This is a genomic window from Ancylobacter sp. FA202 (assembly GCF_000380205.1).
GTDB lineage: Bacteria > Pseudomonadota > Alphaproteobacteria > Rhizobiales > Xanthobacteraceae > Ancylobacter.
This window is the reverse complement of sequence record NZ_KB904818.1, coordinates 865,716-881,622: the sequence shown is the minus strand read 5'-3', so window position 1 is coordinate 881,622 and position 15,907 is coordinate 865,716. Positions and strand designations below refer to the sequence as shown.

At 67.0% G+C, this 15,907-nt stretch carries 16 protein-coding genes and 1 pseudogene; 9 read left to right on the top strand and 8 right to left on the bottom strand.

Going from position 1 to position 15,907, the window contains the following annotated elements:
- Both A3M1_RS0103965 and A3M1_RS0103960 read right to left on the bottom strand, forming a co-directional pair.
- Nucleotides 1–300, bottom strand: a complete 300-nt coding sequence (locus tag A3M1_RS0103965) for a sarcosine oxidase subunit delta (RefSeq protein ID WP_018387661.1) — start codon at nt 298–300, stop codon at nt 1–3.
- Nucleotides 301–311: 11 nt separating this feature from the next.
- Nucleotides 312–1,688 (bottom strand): sarcosine oxidase subunit beta family protein, encoded by a 1,377-nt coding sequence (locus A3M1_RS0103960; protein ID WP_018387660.1) that lies wholly within the window; start codon nt 1,686–1,688, stop codon nt 312–314.
- A gap of 135 nt (nt 1,689–1,823) precedes the next feature.
- Between A3M1_RS0103960 and A3M1_RS0103955 the strand changes: the two genes are divergently transcribed.
- Together A3M1_RS0103955 and A3M1_RS0103950 are read left to right on the top strand one after the other, a co-directional pair.
- Entirely contained in the window at nt 1,824–2,681 is an 858-nt protein-coding gene (locus A3M1_RS0103955; RefSeq protein ID WP_018387659.1) for a tellurite resistance TerB family protein, read from the top strand.
- Nucleotides 2,682–3,040: 359 nt separating this feature from the next.
- Nucleotides 3,041–3,739 (top strand): outer membrane protein, encoded by a 699-nt coding sequence (locus A3M1_RS0103950; RefSeq protein WP_018387658.1) that lies wholly within the window; start codon nt 3,041–3,043, stop codon nt 3,737–3,739.
- A gap of 24 nt (nt 3,740–3,763) precedes the next feature.
- Here the strand turns inward: A3M1_RS0103950 and A3M1_RS0103945 are convergent, their stop codons facing one another.
- Nucleotides 3,764–4,258 (bottom strand): SH3 domain-containing protein, encoded by a 495-nt coding sequence (locus tag A3M1_RS0103945; RefSeq protein ID WP_018387657.1) that lies wholly within the window; start codon nt 4,256–4,258, stop codon nt 3,764–3,766.
- Nucleotides 4,259–4,299: 41 nt separating this feature from the next.
- Complete coding sequence (locus A3M1_RS0103940) at nt 4,300–4,803, bottom strand: invasion associated locus B family protein (protein WP_018387656.1); 504 nt, start codon at nt 4,801–4,803, stop codon at nt 4,300–4,302.
- A gap of 208 nt (nt 4,804–5,011) precedes the next feature.
- On the opposite strand from A3M1_RS0103940, the gene A3M1_RS0103935 reads away from it, so the two are divergent.
- The 3 genes from A3M1_RS0103935 to serA all read left to right on the top strand — a co-directional run bounded on the left by A3M1_RS0103935 (nt 5,012) and on the right by serA (nt 9,737).
- A complete protein-coding gene (locus tag A3M1_RS0103935; RefSeq protein WP_018387655.1) occupies nt 5,012–6,607 on the top strand; it encodes an asparagine synthase C-terminal domain-containing protein in 1,596 nt (531 codons plus the stop codon).
- Nucleotides 6,608–6,759: 152 nt separating this feature from the next.
- Complete coding sequence (locus tag A3M1_RS0103930; RefSeq protein WP_018387654.1) at nt 6,760–7,935, top strand: phosphoserine transaminase; 1,176 nt, start codon at nt 6,760–6,762, stop codon at nt 7,933–7,935.
- Between the two features lie 215 nt (nt 7,936–8,150).
- Nucleotides 8,151–9,737 carry a phosphoglycerate dehydrogenase gene (gene serA, locus A3M1_RS0103925; protein WP_018387653.1) on the top strand — a complete coding sequence of 529 codons (1,587 nt, stop codon included), beginning with the start codon at nt 8,151–8,153 and terminating at the stop codon, nt 9,735–9,737.
- A gap of 72 nt (nt 9,738–9,809) precedes the next feature.
- Here serA and eda read toward each other — a convergent pair whose 3' ends face one another.
- Together eda and A3M1_RS0103915 are read right to left on the bottom strand one after the other, a co-directional pair.
- The gene (gene eda, locus A3M1_RS0103920) at nt 9,810–10,457 is read right to left on the bottom strand and encodes a bifunctional 4-hydroxy-2-oxoglutarate aldolase/2-dehydro-3-deoxy-phosphogluconate aldolase (RefSeq protein WP_018387652.1); all 648 of its coding nucleotides are present in this window, start codon (nt 10,455–10,457) and stop codon (nt 9,810–9,812) included.
- Nucleotides 10,458–10,605: 148 nt separating this feature from the next.
- Nucleotides 10,606–11,439 (bottom strand): oxidoreductase, encoded by an 834-nt coding sequence (locus A3M1_RS0103915; RefSeq protein WP_018387651.1) that lies wholly within the window; start codon nt 11,437–11,439, stop codon nt 10,606–10,608.
- Nucleotides 11,440–11,493: 54 nt separating this feature from the next.
- On the opposite strand from A3M1_RS0103915, the gene A3M1_RS0103910 reads away from it, so the two are divergent.
- From A3M1_RS0103910 to A3M1_RS0103900, 3 genes and pseudogenes are all read left to right on the top strand, one after another.
- Nucleotides 11,494–12,138, top strand: a complete 645-nt coding sequence (locus A3M1_RS0103910; protein ID WP_018387650.1) for a TetR/AcrR family transcriptional regulator — start codon at nt 11,494–11,496, stop codon at nt 12,136–12,138.
- 112 nt (nt 12,139–12,250) lie between these two features.
- Nucleotides 12,251–13,165, top strand: a pseudogene (gene puuE, locus A3M1_RS0103905) (allantoinase PuuE); the annotation flags it as partial.
- A 19-nt stretch (nt 13,166–13,184) separates the two neighbouring features.
- A complete protein-coding gene (locus A3M1_RS0103900; protein ID WP_018387648.1) occupies nt 13,185–13,544 on the top strand; it encodes an MliC family protein in 360 nt (119 codons plus the stop codon).
- Here the strand turns inward: A3M1_RS0103900 and A3M1_RS0103895 are convergent.
- A complete protein-coding gene (locus A3M1_RS0103895; protein WP_018387647.1) occupies nt 13,487–14,005 on the bottom strand; it encodes an ion channel in 519 nt (172 codons plus the stop codon). The genes A3M1_RS0103900 and A3M1_RS0103895 overlap by 58 nt on opposite strands.
- Before the next feature lie 31 nt (nt 14,006–14,036).
- Between A3M1_RS0103895 and A3M1_RS0103890 the strand changes: the two genes are divergently transcribed.
- Nucleotides 14,037–14,876, top strand: coding sequence for a GNAT family N-acetyltransferase (locus tag A3M1_RS0103890; protein ID WP_018387646.1), 840 nt, complete (start codon nt 14,037–14,039; stop codon nt 14,874–14,876).
- Here A3M1_RS0103890 and A3M1_RS0103885 read toward each other — a convergent pair.
- Nucleotides 14,817–15,794, bottom strand: a complete 978-nt coding sequence (locus A3M1_RS0103885; protein ID WP_018387645.1) for a DMT family transporter — start codon at nt 15,792–15,794, stop codon at nt 14,817–14,819. The two genes, A3M1_RS0103890 and A3M1_RS0103885, sit on opposite strands and share 60 nt — an antisense overlap.
- Nucleotides 15,795–15,907: the final 113 nt, after the last annotated feature.

Here is a 15,907-nt window from a genome sequence, read left to right as displayed (position 1 = left end):
TCACTTGCTCCCGCCGCTGGAGGCGTCGACATCCGGGCGCGCTTCGCCGGCCTTGTAGGTGGTGACGAAGAAGTCGCTCACCGTGTCGCGCAGCGCGTTGAAATAGCGGCCGCAGCCATGGATGTGGCGCCAGCGCTCGGCGTGCAGGCCCTTGGGATTGGTGCGGTTGTAGAGGAAATCCGCCCATTCCTGGTCGGTGAGGGCGGAGGGGTCGGCCGGGCGGGCGATATGCGCCTCGCCGCCATAGCGGAATTCGACTTCCGGCCGGGCGCCGCACCAGGGGCAGGTGATGATGAGCATGGCTCAAATCCTCAGTGCGCGACGGCGGCGGCGGCCGCTTCGTCGATCAGGAAACCATCGCGGAAACGCTCCAGCGTGAAGGGCGCGTTGATGGCGTGCGGGGCGTCCCTGGCGATGGTGTGGGCGAAGACATGGCCCGAGCCCGGGGTCGCCTTGAAGCCGCCGGTGCCCCAGCCGCAATTCACATAGAGGCCCGGCACCGGGGTTTTCGCGATGATCGGCGAGCGGTCCGGCGTCACGTCGACGATGCCGCCCCAGTTGCGCAGCATGCGCAGGCGCCGGAACTGCGGCACCAATTCGCAGATCGCGTCCAGCGTGTGCGAGGCGATGTGCAGCGCGCCGCGCTGGGAATAGGAGGTGTAGGCGTCGGTGCCGGCGCCGATCACCATCTCGCCCTTGTCGGATTGCGAGATATAGGCGTGGATCGTGTTGCTCATCACCACGGTGGGGAAAGCGGGCTTCACCGGCTCGGACACCAGCGCCTGCAGCGGATAGCTCTCCAGCGGCATGCGCAGCCCGGCCATCGCCATGACCACGCTGGTGTGGCCGGCGGCGGACACGCCGACCTTCTTCGCCCGGATGAAGCCGCGCGAGGTTTCCACCCCTTCCACCGCGCCGGCGGCGTTGCGGCGGATGCCGGTGACTTCGCAGTTCTGGATGATGTCGACGCCGCGCGAATCCGCCGCGCGGGCATAGCCCCAGGCCACCGCATCGTGGCGGGCGGTGCCGCCGCGCCGCTGCAGCGCGCCGCCGATGATGGGGTAGCGCATGCTCTTGATGTTGAGCGGCGGGCAGAATTCCTTCACCTGCTCGGCGTTCAGCCATTCATTGTCGACGCCGTTCAGCCGGTTGGCGTGGACATGGCGCTTGAAGCTGATCTCGTCATGATGGTTATGCGCCAGCATGAGCACGCCGCGCGCCGAATACATCACGTTGTAGTTGAGGTCCTGCGACAGGCCCTCCCACAGCTTCACCGCGTGCTCGTACAGCGCGGCGCTTTCGTCGAACAGATAGTTCGAGCGCACGATGGTGGTGTTGCGCCCGGTATTGCCGCCGCCGAGCCAGCCACGCTCGATGACAGCGACATTGGCGATGCCGTGTTCCTTGGCGAGGTAATAGGCCGCCGCCAGCCCATGCCCGCCGGCGCCGACGATGATGACATCGTACTCGGCCTTCGGCTCGGGATTGCGCCACTGGGGCTGCCAGCTCTTGTGGCCGCCAAAGGCGCGGCGGAACAGCTCGAAGCCGGAGAATTTCTGCACATTCGCCTCCGACGGAAGATAGACGCCTGCGGTGCGCGGACCGCCGTGAACCTGAGCCGCATGGTTGCGCGGCGCCCCGCGCAAGGCGAGCATTGTTTCGGCGCTGGCGTTGAACGGATGCGACATTGGATGCGACATCGCCGCGTGAGGGCCGAAGCCCCCGGCGCGTTCACGCGCTGGTGATGGGCGCGGAGCGGGTTTCCTTGCGGAAGCCATGATCGCTCCCTACCTCCCAGCGCAGACAGCAACACGGGATGCACCATGTTCAACAGCGGTAGTTTCGACGCCAAGCGGCTGCTCGACCAGTTCCTCACGCCGCAGGCGGGCACGCAGGCGGGCACGCAGGGCGGTGTTCCCGCGACGCAGAATTCGCTGGGTGGCCTCCTCGGCGGGCTGACCGGCGGCCTTTCCGGCATCACCGGCAGCGCCAACGCCCAGCCCCCCGGGGCCGGCGCGCCCGGCGCGGCCTCCGGCGCCGGCGACCTGATGGGGCGGGCCAAGGACTATCTCGGCAATAATGGCGGCTCGCTCGCCTCCGGCGCGGCAGCCGGGGCGCTGGTGTCGCTGGTGCTCGGCAGCAAGGGCGGGCGCAAAATGGCCGGCAGCGCCATGAAGCTGGGCGGCCTCGCCCTGGTCGGCACGCTCGCCTACAAGGCCTACCAGAACTACCAGCAGGGCCAGCAGCCGCAGCAGACGGCGGCCGAACCGGTGCCGAGCCAGCTTCCCCCGGCGCAGTCGCCCTTCCACCCCGCGCAGGCCGAGCGCAGCCATTTCGACGTGACGCTGCTGCGCACCATGATCGCCGCCTCGCTGGCGGATGGCCATGTCGACGAGACCGAGCGCGCCGCCATCTCCGCCAAGCTGGGCGGCGCCCAGCTCGACGAAGCCGAGCGCTTCCTGACGCAGGAGCTTGGCGCGCCGGCTTCGCCCGAGGCGCTGGCGGGCGAAGCCACCTCGCCCGAGCAGGCGGCCGAGGTCTACATGACCGCGCTGCTCGCCATCGACGCCGACACCACTTCCGAGCGGGTGTTTCTCGCCCGGCTGGCGACGGCGCTGAAGCTCGACCCGGCGCTGGTGCAGCATCTGGAAGCCAGCGCCCGCGCCGCGCGCGCGGGGTGATCGCTGTCTTGTAAATTGACAGCGGGCCGTCATTCCGGCCGCCGCCGCAGGCGGAGTGCCGGGATCGCGCGCCGGAATTTCGGAGCGATCCCGGACAGGGCCTGCGGCCCTTCCGGGATGACGGAGAGGGGGCGGCAGGAACTTCGTTCCGCCTGAGGCAAAGCCCTATGGGATTGCCTGAGGCAGGACCAAGGGGGCCACCTGGGCAAAGCCGTTCCGGCTTGCCTGACGGCAGAACCTTCGGTTCGCCTGATGTAATCAAGGTTAAGCGTTAAGGTTAAGCCCCTCTTAATCACTCGCGGGCACAGTGCAGCCGTCGAAGAGCGCCGGGAATCTCCCGGCTCATCCGGGATGGTTGCATGCGTGATTTCGGGGCGTTGAAGCGTGGGGCGGGCCTGCGCGGGAAAGGCCGGCTTCTGGCGGCGGCGCTGGCGGTGATGCTGCTCGGCGCCGGCGGCGCGGCGCGGGCGGCGGACCCGATCGACGGGATGGGCGCCGACGATCTGCTGGCCGACGACCTGCTCGCGATGGCGCCTGAGATCGAGGAATCCCGCTTCTGGTATCTGCGCGGCGATATCGGCTACGTCTTCAACGATTCCGCCGATGCCGGGGCGGCTGGCCACATCCCTCTCAAGGATGCCGGCGTTTTCGGCCTCGGTGTCGGCGCGCGGCTCAGCGACCTGGTGCGGGTCGACCTCACGGCCGACTACCGCAGCCCGGCGGATTTTTCCGCGCGTGGGTGGAGCGGCGAGGCCAGCGCGACCACGCTGCTGGCCAATCTCTATCTCGATCTCGGCACCTGGCACGGGCTCACCCCCTATGTCGGGGCGGGCCTTGGCGCCAGCCATCTCGCGCTCTCGGGCGTCGCCGATGCCGAGGGATGGGGCCTCGCCTGGGCGGTGATGGCCGGCGGCACGGTGACGCTGGCGCCGAACTGGCAGCTCGATCTCGGCTATCGCTATCTCAGCATCGAAAACGCCGCTATGGGCGGCGTGCTGTCGGGCATCAGCCAGGCGGCGCATGAGGTGCGGCTCGGCGTGCGCTACCTGTTCGACTGAGGCCGCCGTCAGACGTTCGCGCCGTCAGAAGGTCTCGTCGGGATAAACGCCCCAGAGCCGCGCCTGCTTGACGAAACCGTCGAGGCCGTGGCCCGTCACCTCCACCGCGCACCACCCGCCCGAGCAGCTTTTCGGGCGCACCAGCACATGGGCCGCGAGATAGGCGATGATGGCCGCCTCCGCCTCGGGAGCGGCGCGCAGGGCGACATTGTCACCATCGCGCGTGCGGATCGACGCCGCCCGGCGCACCGTAAGCAGCGCGCTGTGCACCCAGCCGACATCGCCGGTATTGTCACGGATGCGGCGCCAGTTGCCGTAGCGGTTGACCACCTCGACCGGCCAGCCGCGCTGATGGAACACCCAGTGCACGCGATAGGCGACGCCCGGCCCGACGCGCACATTCGTCACTGCGTTCCTGAGCGTGGCGAAATAGGGAAGCGCGCGCTCGGCAAGCGCCGGCCCGCCGGACAGGAAGAGGGTCGCGAGGACGAAAAGCGCCGTGGCTCCCTTCTTCCTCACGATCCTGCTCCCTGTTTGTCCCTGCAGTGCCGGTCCGCCTTTCAGCGGCAGCCCGAGAGGATGCGGTCGGTGGCGGCGGTGACGCCGTTGAGCGAGAACACGTAGCTCGTGTCGTTGCCGCGCGCCGAGGTGGCGCTGATGTTCATCTGGCTGCCGCCGCGCAGGGCTTCGAGAAAGGCCGGTTCGCGCTCGGCCCGCCGCAGCCAGGCGCTGCTGCCCTCGGTCATGAGCGTGAACTTGTCGTCGCCGATGCTGGCGACCACCTGTGAGCCGGCGGCAAAATTGTAGCCGGTCTGGAAACTCACCTCGGTGCGCTGCGCGGTGTCGGGCAGTGCGGTGACAAAGAATGTCACATCGCCATGGGCGAGCTGCTCGGGCCTAGCCGAGGTCGGCATGCTGATCGTGTAGCATTGCGGCTTGCCGTTGGCGTTGAAGCGCCAGGCGCTCCAGTCCTTGTACTCGCCCATTGCTGTCGGCTTGGCAGCCATGGCGCCAGTTGTGGCAAGGAACATCACACTCAGTGCGATGGCGGTCCGTCCAATCATCGGGGGAAGCCTCCTCTCGTCTGTGGTTCAGCGCAGGAGACTTGTCGGTCAGCGTTAAGACAGCGTTAAGGCACGGGGCGAAAGCGCGATCACAATGTGGACAGGGGCGGAAATGCGGTAACGAACAGCCATCCTGCGCCCCTCTCGCTCGTCATCCGACACCAAGCCTGCTACCAGATACCTGCGGGAGAAACGCGGGAACCCATTCGTGATCGTCACCACCTGTTTCGAGAATTGGCAGACATGGGAAACCCAGGACGGCGCCATTCACTGGCGCGGCGCGCTCTATGATGACGCCGGAAGTCGGCTCGACCCCGCCAGCCTTATACCGCTCGGCCTAAGCGACATCCGGGACGTGGTCGAGTCCCACTACGGATTCTTTGCGTTCATCATGGAAAAGAAAGGATCGATCATTGCATGTGTCGATCCGATACGATCGATCCCGATCTTTTACATTGACGATGTCGTCATCAGCGACAGCGCTGAACATGTGAGGACCTGCCGGCCTGCCGCAGCGATGGATGCCGAAGCGCGGGCGGAATTTCTCCTTGCCGGCTATGTTACGGGTAATCGAGCCCTTTGGTCTGATATAAAGCAGCTATGCGCAGGAGAGATCGCCGTCTTTTCAGGCGGAGGCGTGAATCGGCAGCGCTACATCGAGTTCGACCACAGATCGGTAGCAGCTTTAAGTCACGAAGAATTCCGCTCGCGCCTCGATCGTGTTCTCGACCATATGTTCCGGCGGCTTATAGCGCATGCGGGTGGTCGCCAGATTGTCGTGCCGCTCAGCGGGGGCTATGACTCGCGGCTTGTCGTGACCATGCTGAAAAAGCTCGGATACACCAATGTTCTTTGCTTCAGTTATGGTGTTGACGGAAACGAGGAGTCAGCGGTCAGTAAATCGGTCGCCGAAGTGCTCGGCTTTCCATGGATATTTGTTCCCTATCGCAACGAGGACTGGCGGAGATCCTGGCGTTCCGACAGTGCCGCGTCGTACCGTTCCTTTGCCTCCGGCAGCTGCTCCTTGCCGCACATGCAGGATTGGCTGGCGGTAGAAAAACTCGGCGCGGAGCGGAAAATCGAATCGGATTGCATTTTCGTTCCCGGCCACGCTGGTGATTTTATCGAAGGTGGGTACATCACAGAGAATTTTCTGCACCCGCTGAATTTATCCAAGAACAGAATTATTGACTTCATCATCGCCTCTCATTTTTCCGCCGCACCGTCACGCGCGCGCGCGGAGATGGCGCGACTGCGACGTCGGCTGAGTGATGCGCTTGGAGATGGGCCATTCTGCAGTGAAGCCGACGCAGCAAACGCTTATGAACGCTGGGTGTGGGAAGAGCGGCAGGCAAAATACACGGCGAATTCACTCAGGGTCTATGATCATTTCAAGATCGACTGGTGGATGCCGCTCTGGGATCAGCAATTTATCCATTACTGGAACGCTGTGCCACTCGAACTCCGGATCGAGAGGAGGTTTGCCGTCGGCTATATCGAGGCCCTCTATCGCACGGTCGCCGGCTCGGCCGACCCAGCCCCTCGCGTCGATCTACAACGTCGGCGACCGGGGCTTCGATACACGCTCAAACTTGCGGTTCCGCGGTGGAAGTCGCAGGCGATTTCGCGACTGCTGCAAAAGCGTCGACTGCGGGCGACGTATAAGCGGATCGAGAATCATCCGCTCGGCTTTGCGTCTCTGGTGCCGCGAGAGCGTCTTCGGCCCTTGGTGCGCGAAGGCTACAACGTGATCGGCATTTATTCGAAGCTCTATCTTGAAGGGAGCTGGGGCGACCTTCGGTAGGCTGGCGGCCCGCGCCAGCGCGGAGGAGCCGGCGCGGAAGCCGGGGGAGCTCTGCCCCGTCTTTGCCCTTGCGTTCCCCCCGCGGCCGGAGTATCTCCGTTCCCGGGCTACCCTTCCCCACCGAAGGGCTCCCATCTGGAAGGATGGCTATCATGACGAATACCGCGCAGCCGGCTGTGAAGCCGGCCAATTCCAATTTTTCGTCCGGCCCCTGTGCCAAGCGCCCCGGTTGGACGCTTGAGGCCTTGAGCGATGCTCCGCTCGGCCGCTCGCACCGTGCCAAGGTCGGCAAGGCGAAGCTGAAGCTCGCCATCGACCTCACCCGCGAAATTCTCCAAATCCCCGCCGACTATCGCATCGGCATTGTTCCCGCCTCCGACACCGGCGCGGTCGAGATGGCGCTGTGGTCGCTGCTCGGCGCCCGCCCGGTCGACCTGCTGGCGTGGGAGAGCTTCGGCGAAGGCTGGGTGACGGATGTCGTCAAGCAGCTCAAGCTCAAGGATGCCCGCATCCTGAAGGCCGGCTATGGCGAGCTGCCGGATCTCGCGCAGATCAATTTCGACCATGACGTGGTGTTCACCTGGAACGGCACCACCTCGGGCGTGCGGGTGCCGAGCGCCGATTTCATCCCCACCGACCGGCAGGGCCTGACCATCTGCGACGCCACCTCGGCGGTGTTCGCGCAGGATCTCGACTGGGCCAAGCTCGATGTCGTGACCTATAGCTGGCAGAAGGTGCTGGGCGGGGAAGCCGCGCATGGCATGCTCATCCTCTCGCCGCGCGCGGTCGAGCGGCTGGAGAGCTATGTGCCGGCCTGGCCGCTGCCGAAGATCTTCCGCCTCACCAAGGGCGGCAAGCTGATCGAAGGCACGTTCGAGGGCGAGACGATCAACACCCCGTCCATGCTCTGCGTCGAGGACTATATCGACGCGCTGAACTGGTCGAAGCAGGTCGGCGGGCTCACGGGCCTTCAGGCGCGCTCGGATGCCAATTTCAAGGTGCTCGCCGACTATGTCGCCAGGACGCCCTGGATCGACTTCCTCGCCACGGTGCCGGAAACCCGTTCCAACACCAGCGTGTGCCTCGTGGTCGCCGACCCCGAGGTGAAGGCGCTGGCGCCGGACGCGCAGGCGGCCTTCGCCAAGGCGCTGGCGGCGTCGCTGGAAAAGGCCGGCGTCGCCTATGACATCGGCGCCTATCGCGACGCGCCGGCGGGCCTGCGCATCTGGGCGGGTGCCACCGTCGAGGCGTCCGATCTCGAAGCGCTGCTGCCCTGGCTCGACTGGGCCTTCGCCAGCGCCAAGGCGGGCCTCAAGCAGGCCGCCTGATCCCTCGCGCCTCCCCGCCGCTGACGCAAGGGGACGGCGAAGGGGCCGCGTGCGGCTCAAGGGCGAATGGCTCCTCTCCCGGCCGCGTTTCGCCCTCGACGCCTTCCCGCGTGCGCCCGACGAACGCTTCGTCGTCTCCTCCCGCCAGCGGCGGGACATTCCTTCCGCCCGCGTTGCGGGTCGACGTTCCCCCTTTTCCGAACAGGATGAAGCCCATGGCTCCCCGCGTTCTCATTTCCGACGCGCTTTCCCCCGCCGCCGTGCAGATCTTCAAGGACCGCGGCATCGAGGTCGATTTCCAGCCGGCGCTGGGCAAGGACAAGGACAAGCTGGCTGAGATCATCGGCAATTATGATGGCCTCGCCATCCGCTCGGCCACCAAGGTGACGCCGAAGATCCTCGCCAATGCCACGCGGCTGAAAGTGGTCGGGCGCGCCGGCATCGGCGTCGACAATGTCGACATCCCGGCCGCCACCGCCAAGGGCGTGATCGTGATGAACACGCCGTTCGGCAATTCCATCACCACCGCCGAGCACGCCATCGCCATGATGTTCGCGCTGGCCCGCGAAATCCCCGCTGCCGACGCCTCCACCCAGGCCGGCAAGTGGGAGAAGAACCGCTTCATGGGCGTGGAACTGACCGCCAAGACGCTCGGCATCATCGGCTGCGGCAATATCGGTTCCATCGTCGCCGACCGCGCCATCGGCCTGAAGATGAAGGTCATCGCCTTCGATCCTTTCCTCAGCCCTGAGCGCGCCAAGGACATCGGCGTCGAGAAGGTGGAACTGGACGACCTGCTCGCCCGCGCCGACGTCATCACCCTGCACACGCCGCTGACCGACAAGACCCGCAACGTGCTCTCGGCCGAGGCGATCGCCAAGACCAAGAAGGGCGTGCGCATCGTCAATTGCGCGCGTGGTGGGCTGGTCGACGAGGCGGCGCTGGCGGCGGCGCTGGAGAGCGGGCATGTCGCGGGCGCGGCCTTCGACGTGTTCATCACCGAGCCGGCGACCGAGAACCCGCTTTTCGGCCATCCCAATGTGATCTGCACCCCGCATCTGGGCGCGTCCACCACCGAGGCGCAGGAGAATGTCGCGCTGCAGGTGGCCGAGCAGATGAGCGACTATCTGCTGCGCGGCGCCATTTCCAACGCGGTGAACTTCCCCTCGATCACGGCGGAGGAAGCCCCGAAGCTGAAGCCGTTCATCGAACTCGCCGAAAAGCTCGGCTCCTTCGCCGGCCAGCTCACCGACACCGACATCCAGACCGTGCGCATCACCTATGACGGTGCGGTGGCCAGCCTGAAGATCAAGGCGCTGACCTCGGCGGCGGTGGCCGGCCTGCTGCGCCCGGCGCTGGCCGACATCAATGTCGTCTCGGCGCCGAGCATCGCCAAGGAGCGCGGCATCGTGGTGGAGGAGACCACCCGCGAGATCGCCGGCGATTATGAGAGCCTGATCACGCTGACCGTCATCACCGAGAAGATGGAGCGTTCGATCTCCGGCACGGTGTTCGCGGACGGGCGCCCGCGCATCGTCGACATCAAGGGCATCAAGGTGGACGCCGAGTTCGCGCCCTCCATGCTCTACGTCACCAATGAGGACAAGCCGGGCTTCGTCGGCCGCTTCGCCAGCCTGCTCGGCGATGCCGGGCTGAACATCGCCACTTTCGCGCTCGGCCGTGACCGGCAGGGCGGCGATGCCATCGCGCTGGTGGAAGTGGACGGCACGGTGCCGGGCGAACTTCTCGCCAAGGTGCAGCAGCTGCCCTCCGTGAAGCAGGCCAAGCCGCTGGTGTTCTGAGGCCGGAAGCAGACGCGACAAGAAAAAGGCCCCCGGAGAACCCGGGGGCCTTTTGCGTTGGAAACGGCCCGCTCAGAGCGGGAAGGAAGCCCGGTGCAGCTTGGCGGCGGCCTTGGCCAGCGCGACGATCTGCTCCCAGTCGCCCATCGTGACGGCGTCATTCGGCGCCACCCAGGAGCCGCCGACCGCGAGCACGTTGGGCTGGGCGAGGTAGGAGCCGACATTGGCCGGGCCGATGCCGCCGGTCGGGCAGAAGCGCAGGTCCGGCAGTGGGCCGGCCAGCGACTTCAGCAGATTGACGCCGCCCACCGCCTCGGCCGGGAACAGCTTCAGCACCGGAAAGCCCATGGCGTGCAGCGCCATCGCCTCGGTGGCGGTGGCGCAGCCGGGCATCACGGGCACCGGCGCCTCGGCCAGCGCTTCCGCCAAAGCCGGCGGGCAGCCGGGGCTGACCAGGAAGCGGGCGCCGGCATCGATGCATTTCTGGATCAGGTCGGGCCGCGTCACCGTGCCGGCGCCGACAATGGCGTCCGGCACCTCGGCGGCGATGGCGGCGATGGCTTCCAGCGCCGCTGGCGTGCGCAGCGTCACCTCGATCAGCGGCAGCCCGCCCTCGGCCAGCGCCCGCGCCAGCTTCACGCCGGCGGCGACACTCGGCACGGTGACGACGGGTACGACGGGAGCGCGGGCGAGCAGCAGGCTGGGATCGGGAAGCGACATCGGGCACCTTGCGAGATCTATGCGGGAGTTCCTGGCGACATGAAGACCGCCGGGGGGCGGCTTGTCGAGAGGCTCGGCCAAGTTTTGTGCAGTGCGGGGGGCGCATCCCGCGCACCGCGCCTGCGCGCCCCGGCGGCGGGCGCTCCGGTCAGGCCGCGAAGCTGGTCGAGCGGGAGAGGCTTTCCCAGGCGGTGATCTCGGCTTTCATCTGGCCCAGCTTCTGCGTCACAAGCTCAAGCGCGTCCTCGCCGAGAAAGAGGCGCGTTGGCGGATGATCGGCCGCGACGAGCTTAAGCAGGGCCTGCGCCGCCTTTTCAGGATCGCCGGGCTGGTTGCCGCTCTTGGTCTGACGCGCCACGCGCAGCGGGTCCATGACCGCATCGTAGTCGCTTAGGCTGCGCGGCGTGCGCTCCATCGACCGCCCGGCCCAGTCCGTGCGGAACTGGCCCGGCGCCAGTGCGGTGACGTGGATGCCGAAGGGAGCCACCTCCTTGCCGAGGGATTCGGAGATGCCCTCCAGCGCGAACTTGCTGCCGCAATAGAACGCGATGCCGGGCATGGTGATGAAGCCGCCCATGGAGGTGACATTGACGATGTGCCCGCGGCGGCGGGCGCGCATGCCCGGCAGCACCGCCTTGATCATCGCGACCGGGCCGAACACGTTGGCGGCGAACTGACGCTGAAGGTCGTCGATCGACGCCTCTTCGACAATACCCTCGTGGCCATAGCCGGCATTGTTCACCAGCACATCCACCGGTCCGACGGCCCGCTCGGCGGCGTGGACGGCTTCGGGAATGGCCGCGTAGTCCGTCACATCCAGCAGCAGCGGAAAGGCGCGCTCCGACGTGCCGAAGGCGTGCGCGTCGGCCGCCCGGCGCACGGTGCCGATCACCCGATGACCATCAGCGAGGGCGGCGGCGGCAAAGGCCCGTCCGAGACCGGAGGCGACGCCGGTGATAAGGAAGGTTCTGGAATGGGTCATGGGAGGTTCCTGCTGTTGAACAGAGCTAAATTTATATCATGATATAATTCCGAGATGGATCAAGACAAGCCCCGGCCCGCGCGGCCGAAGCAAACGACGCGCGCGCGCATTCTGGACGCCGCCGAGCGCCTGCTCGGGCAGGGCGACGCCGGCTTTTCGATGCGCGAGCTCGCCGAGGAAGCGGGGGTGAGCTTCGCGACGCCGTTCAACCAGTTCGGCAGCAAGGCCGGGATCATGCTCGCCCTGTCGGAGCGCCGCATCGACGCCATGCGGGACCGGCTTGCCCGTGCGGCGCTTCCGGCCACGGCGGTCGCGCGCGTGCTCGTGGCGGTCGATATTGCGACGGCGGTCATGCTGGGCGCGCCGGCGGTCAATCGTGCGGTCATGGCGGCGGTCAGCGCGCCGAACGATCCACCCGGCAATGTAGCCGGGCGCTCAGCCGCGTGGTGGGCTGAGGCGCTTGGTTCCGGCGCCGAACTCCCGGCTGCGACGCGCTCCCTCGCACTCACCGTGCTGCCCCATCAACTGGCCATCGCCTTTCGCGGCGTTCTGTCCTTCTGGACGGCGGGCGAACTTGCCGACGAAGGGCTCAGCCGGCAGGCGCGCGCGGCGGCGGCCGGGGTTCTGCTGGGCTTCAGCGGAGCTGAGGACCGGGCGAGGCTTATGGCGCTTCTTGAGGCGGGCAGCGGTCGAAGCTGAGCCCTATGAACGGCGAGCGTGCCGCAGGAATTGGTGTGGCCAGCTGCGCCTAGCCGCTTGAGCGCTCATGGCATAGCCTGATCCGGACGACACCGCCGCACCCGAGTGAGCCATGTTCCGAATCGATTCCCCCTATCCCCGCGACATGGTTGGCTATGGCCGCACCCCGCCGGACCCGAAATGGCCGGGCGGCGCCCGGATCGCGGTGCAGTTCGTCATCAATTACGAGGAGGGCGGCGAGAACTGCATCCTGCATGGCGATGCCGCCTCCGAGGCGTTTCTGTCGGAGATCGTCGGCGCCCAGCCCTGGCCGGGGCAGCGGCACATGAACATGGAGTCGATCTACGAATATGGTTCGCGCGCCGGCTTCTGGCGGCTCTGGCGGCTGTTCACCTCGCGCGGCCTTCCGGTCACGGTCTATGGGGTGGCGACCGCGCTGGCGCGTAACCCGGAAGCCGTCGCCGCCATGAAGGAGGCCGAGTGGGAGATCGCCAGCCACGGGCTGAAATGGATCGACTACCGCAACCATTCCTATGCGGCGGAGAAGGCCGATTTCGAGACCGCGCTACGCCTGCACACCGAGATCACCGGCGAGCGCCCGCTCGGCTGGTACACCGGGCGCACTTCCGAGCATACGCGCCGCATCGTCATGGAGGAGGGCGGCTTCCTCTATGATTCCGACATCTATTCCGATGATTTGCCGTTCTGGGTCGAGGGGCCGCGCGGGCCGCATCTGTCCATTCCCTACACGCTCGACGCCAATGACATGCGCTTCGCCATCCCCGCCGGCTTCGACCATGGCGAGCCGTTCTTCGCCTATCTGCGCGACAGTTTCGACGTGCTCTACGCCGAGGGGGCCGACGCGCCGAAGATGATGAGCGTCGGCCTGCATTGCCGTCTCGCCGGGCGGCCGGGGCGGTTTCTCGCGCTGCAGCGCTTCCTCGACCACATCGCCCGCCACGACCATGTGTGGGTGCCGCGACGGATCGACATCGCCCGGCACTGGCACCAACATCACAAGCCGTCCCCAAAGCCGGAGTGAGGCCATGACACCGCGCAACGCCTTCCTTGCCGCCCTCGTGCTCGCCGCGCTGCCCTGCGCCGCGCAGGCGGACCAGATCGTCCTTCCGCTGCCGAAGGGAGCAAAGGCGGAGACGATCCGCGTCGCCTATGACTGCGGCGCCTTCGGCCCTGTCGCGGCGCGCTATTTCAACGCGCCACCGGTGGCGCTGGCGAGCCTGTCGTTCAAGGGCGAGTTCCTGGTGGTGTCGAATGTCATCGCCGCCTCGGGCGCGCGCTACGCCGGCGGAAAATACATCTGGTGGACCAAGGGCAACAGCGCCGACCTCTATGACGTGACCTTGGGCGAGGACGCGGCGCCGGTGGCCTCCTGCACCTCCTCGTGAGCGGGCTCCTCATGGTGTGGAGCCCGCTTGCGCGGCGGACGGCGCACTTCAGGCAAATGCTGCTGGATTACCAGTAACAGCAGCGCGGTGGTCCAGCCGAACATCATGATGCCGCTGCCCGCCGTCATCGGGCCGATCAGGCGCGTCGCGGTCTGCTGCCCGGCATCGCCGAAGCCGAGGGCGGTGTAATTGACGAAGGCGGAGTAGTAGGCGTCGTTGTGGTCTGAAACGAGACCCTTGGACGCATAGACGACGGCCCAGATGCCGACCTCGATGAGATGGGCGCCGAGCAGCAGGATGTTGGCGACGAGGAGCGCCAGCAGCAGCCGCAGCCGGGGATGACGCTTGAACACCTGCTCATAGGCATCCGCGCAATCGAGGAGGATATAGGTGGCCATCAGATGAACCAGCATCACCAGCAGCATCATGGAGATGCCGAGGCCGATTTCCTCGAAGATCATCGTCGTCTCCCGGGGGCGGAGGAGGAGTGGAATGCCGGCAGATATAAGCATTCGCGCGCTTAACAGGGCGGAAATCGGGCTGACGGTGCAATGGGCGGCGGCCGAGGGCTGGAATCCCGGCCACGCCGACGCCGCCTGCTTCGCCACGGTGGACGCGGGCGGGTTTCTGCTGGCGGAACTGGACGGCGCGCCGGCGGCGGTGATCTCGGTGGTCAATTACGACGCGCGCTTTGCCTTTCTCGGCTTCTACATCGTGCGGCCGGATCTGCGCGGGCAGGGCATCGGCCTGCGCCTCTGGCAGGCGGGCCTCGCCCATGCCGGGGAGCGCACCATCGGGCTCGATGGCGTGCCGGCGCAGCAGGCCAATTATAGCAGGCAGGGCTTCGTCTTCGCCCATCGCAACATCCGCTTCGCCGGCACGCCGGAGGCCGGTGAGGCCGGCGACACGGTGGACCTCGCCAGCGTTGCGTTCGAGGCGGTGGCGATGAGCGACGCGCGGGTGTTTCCCGCCCCCCGCGCCGGCTTTCTCAAGGCCTGGCTCACCGCCCCCGGCCATGCCGGGCGGGCAGTGTGGCGCGAGGGGCGGCTCAAAGGGTGGGGCGTGGTGCGCCCGGCGCAGGCCGGGTGGAAGATCGGCCCGCTGATCGCCGAGGATCCGGAGACGGCGGACGTGCTGTTTCGGGCGCTGCGGGCGGCGGCGGGGAGCGAGGCCATCGTGCTCGACGTGCCCGAGCCGAATGCGGCGGCGCTGGCGCTGGCGCGGCGGCACGGCCTTTCCCCGGTTTTCGAGACCGCGCGGATGTACCGCGGCTCACTCCGCCCGGCGACGCTGCAGCCCCTCTTCGGCGTCACCAGCTTCGAGCTCGGCTGAGGCCGGGCCGACCCTCGGCCGGCCGGTTTTCGGCGCCCACAGCGTGGCGATGACGACGCCCGCCAGCACCAGGCCATAGCCGGCCGCGTGGTAGAGATGCGGGCGCTCGCCCAGAAACACGATGGCCAGCGCCGAGCCGAACACTGGCATCAGGTGAAAGAACGGCGCGGCGCGGTTCGGCCCGACCAGCTGGATGCCGCGATTGAAGAACAGATAGGCCAGCACCGAGGGGAACAGCGCGACATAGACGATGGCGGTGAGTGCCTTGGCATCGAAGACGAGCGGGGGGCTCACAAGACGCTCGGCGACGAAGAGCGGGGTCAGCATCACCACGCCGAGGCTGAGGCTGAAGCCGAGGAAACCCAGCTGGGAAAAGGCCGGCCGGCGCGCCAGCAGCGAGGAATAGGCGCCGTAGATGACCATCGCGGCGATGAGCCAGAGATCGCCCTCGTTGAACTCGATATTCACCAGGACCGCCGGATCGCCCCGGCAGATGATGGTGAGCACGCCGAGCAGCGACAGGAAGATGCCGCCCGCCTGGCCTATTGAGAGCCGCTCGCCATTGAGGATGAGCGACCAGAAGGCGATGAGCAGCGGCCCGGTCGACTGGATCAGCAGGGCGTTGAGCGCCGGGGTGAACTCCAGCGCGTGGTATTGCATGGTGTTGAAGACGGTGATGCCGGCCAGCGACAGCAGGCCGACCAGCTTCCAGTGCCGGCGCATCAGCGGCCAGTCCGCCCGCATGTCCCGCCACGCGAAGGGCAGGAGAATCAGCACCGCCAGCGCCCAGCGCATCCAGCCCAAGCTCGCCGGCGGCACATGCCCGGCGACATGGCGGCCCATCACGATGTTGCCCGCCCAGAACAGCGAGACGAGGGTGAGCAGCAGATAGGGCGCGTCGAACAGGCGGCGGAACATGAGCGGGGCCGGGTACGGAACGGGTGGCCCGCCCAGCCTCTAAAGCAATTCAGCCGCCCTGACGCCGCCGGATCGGCGGCGCGTCCATGAAATCTTCTGATCCATCCCCGCGC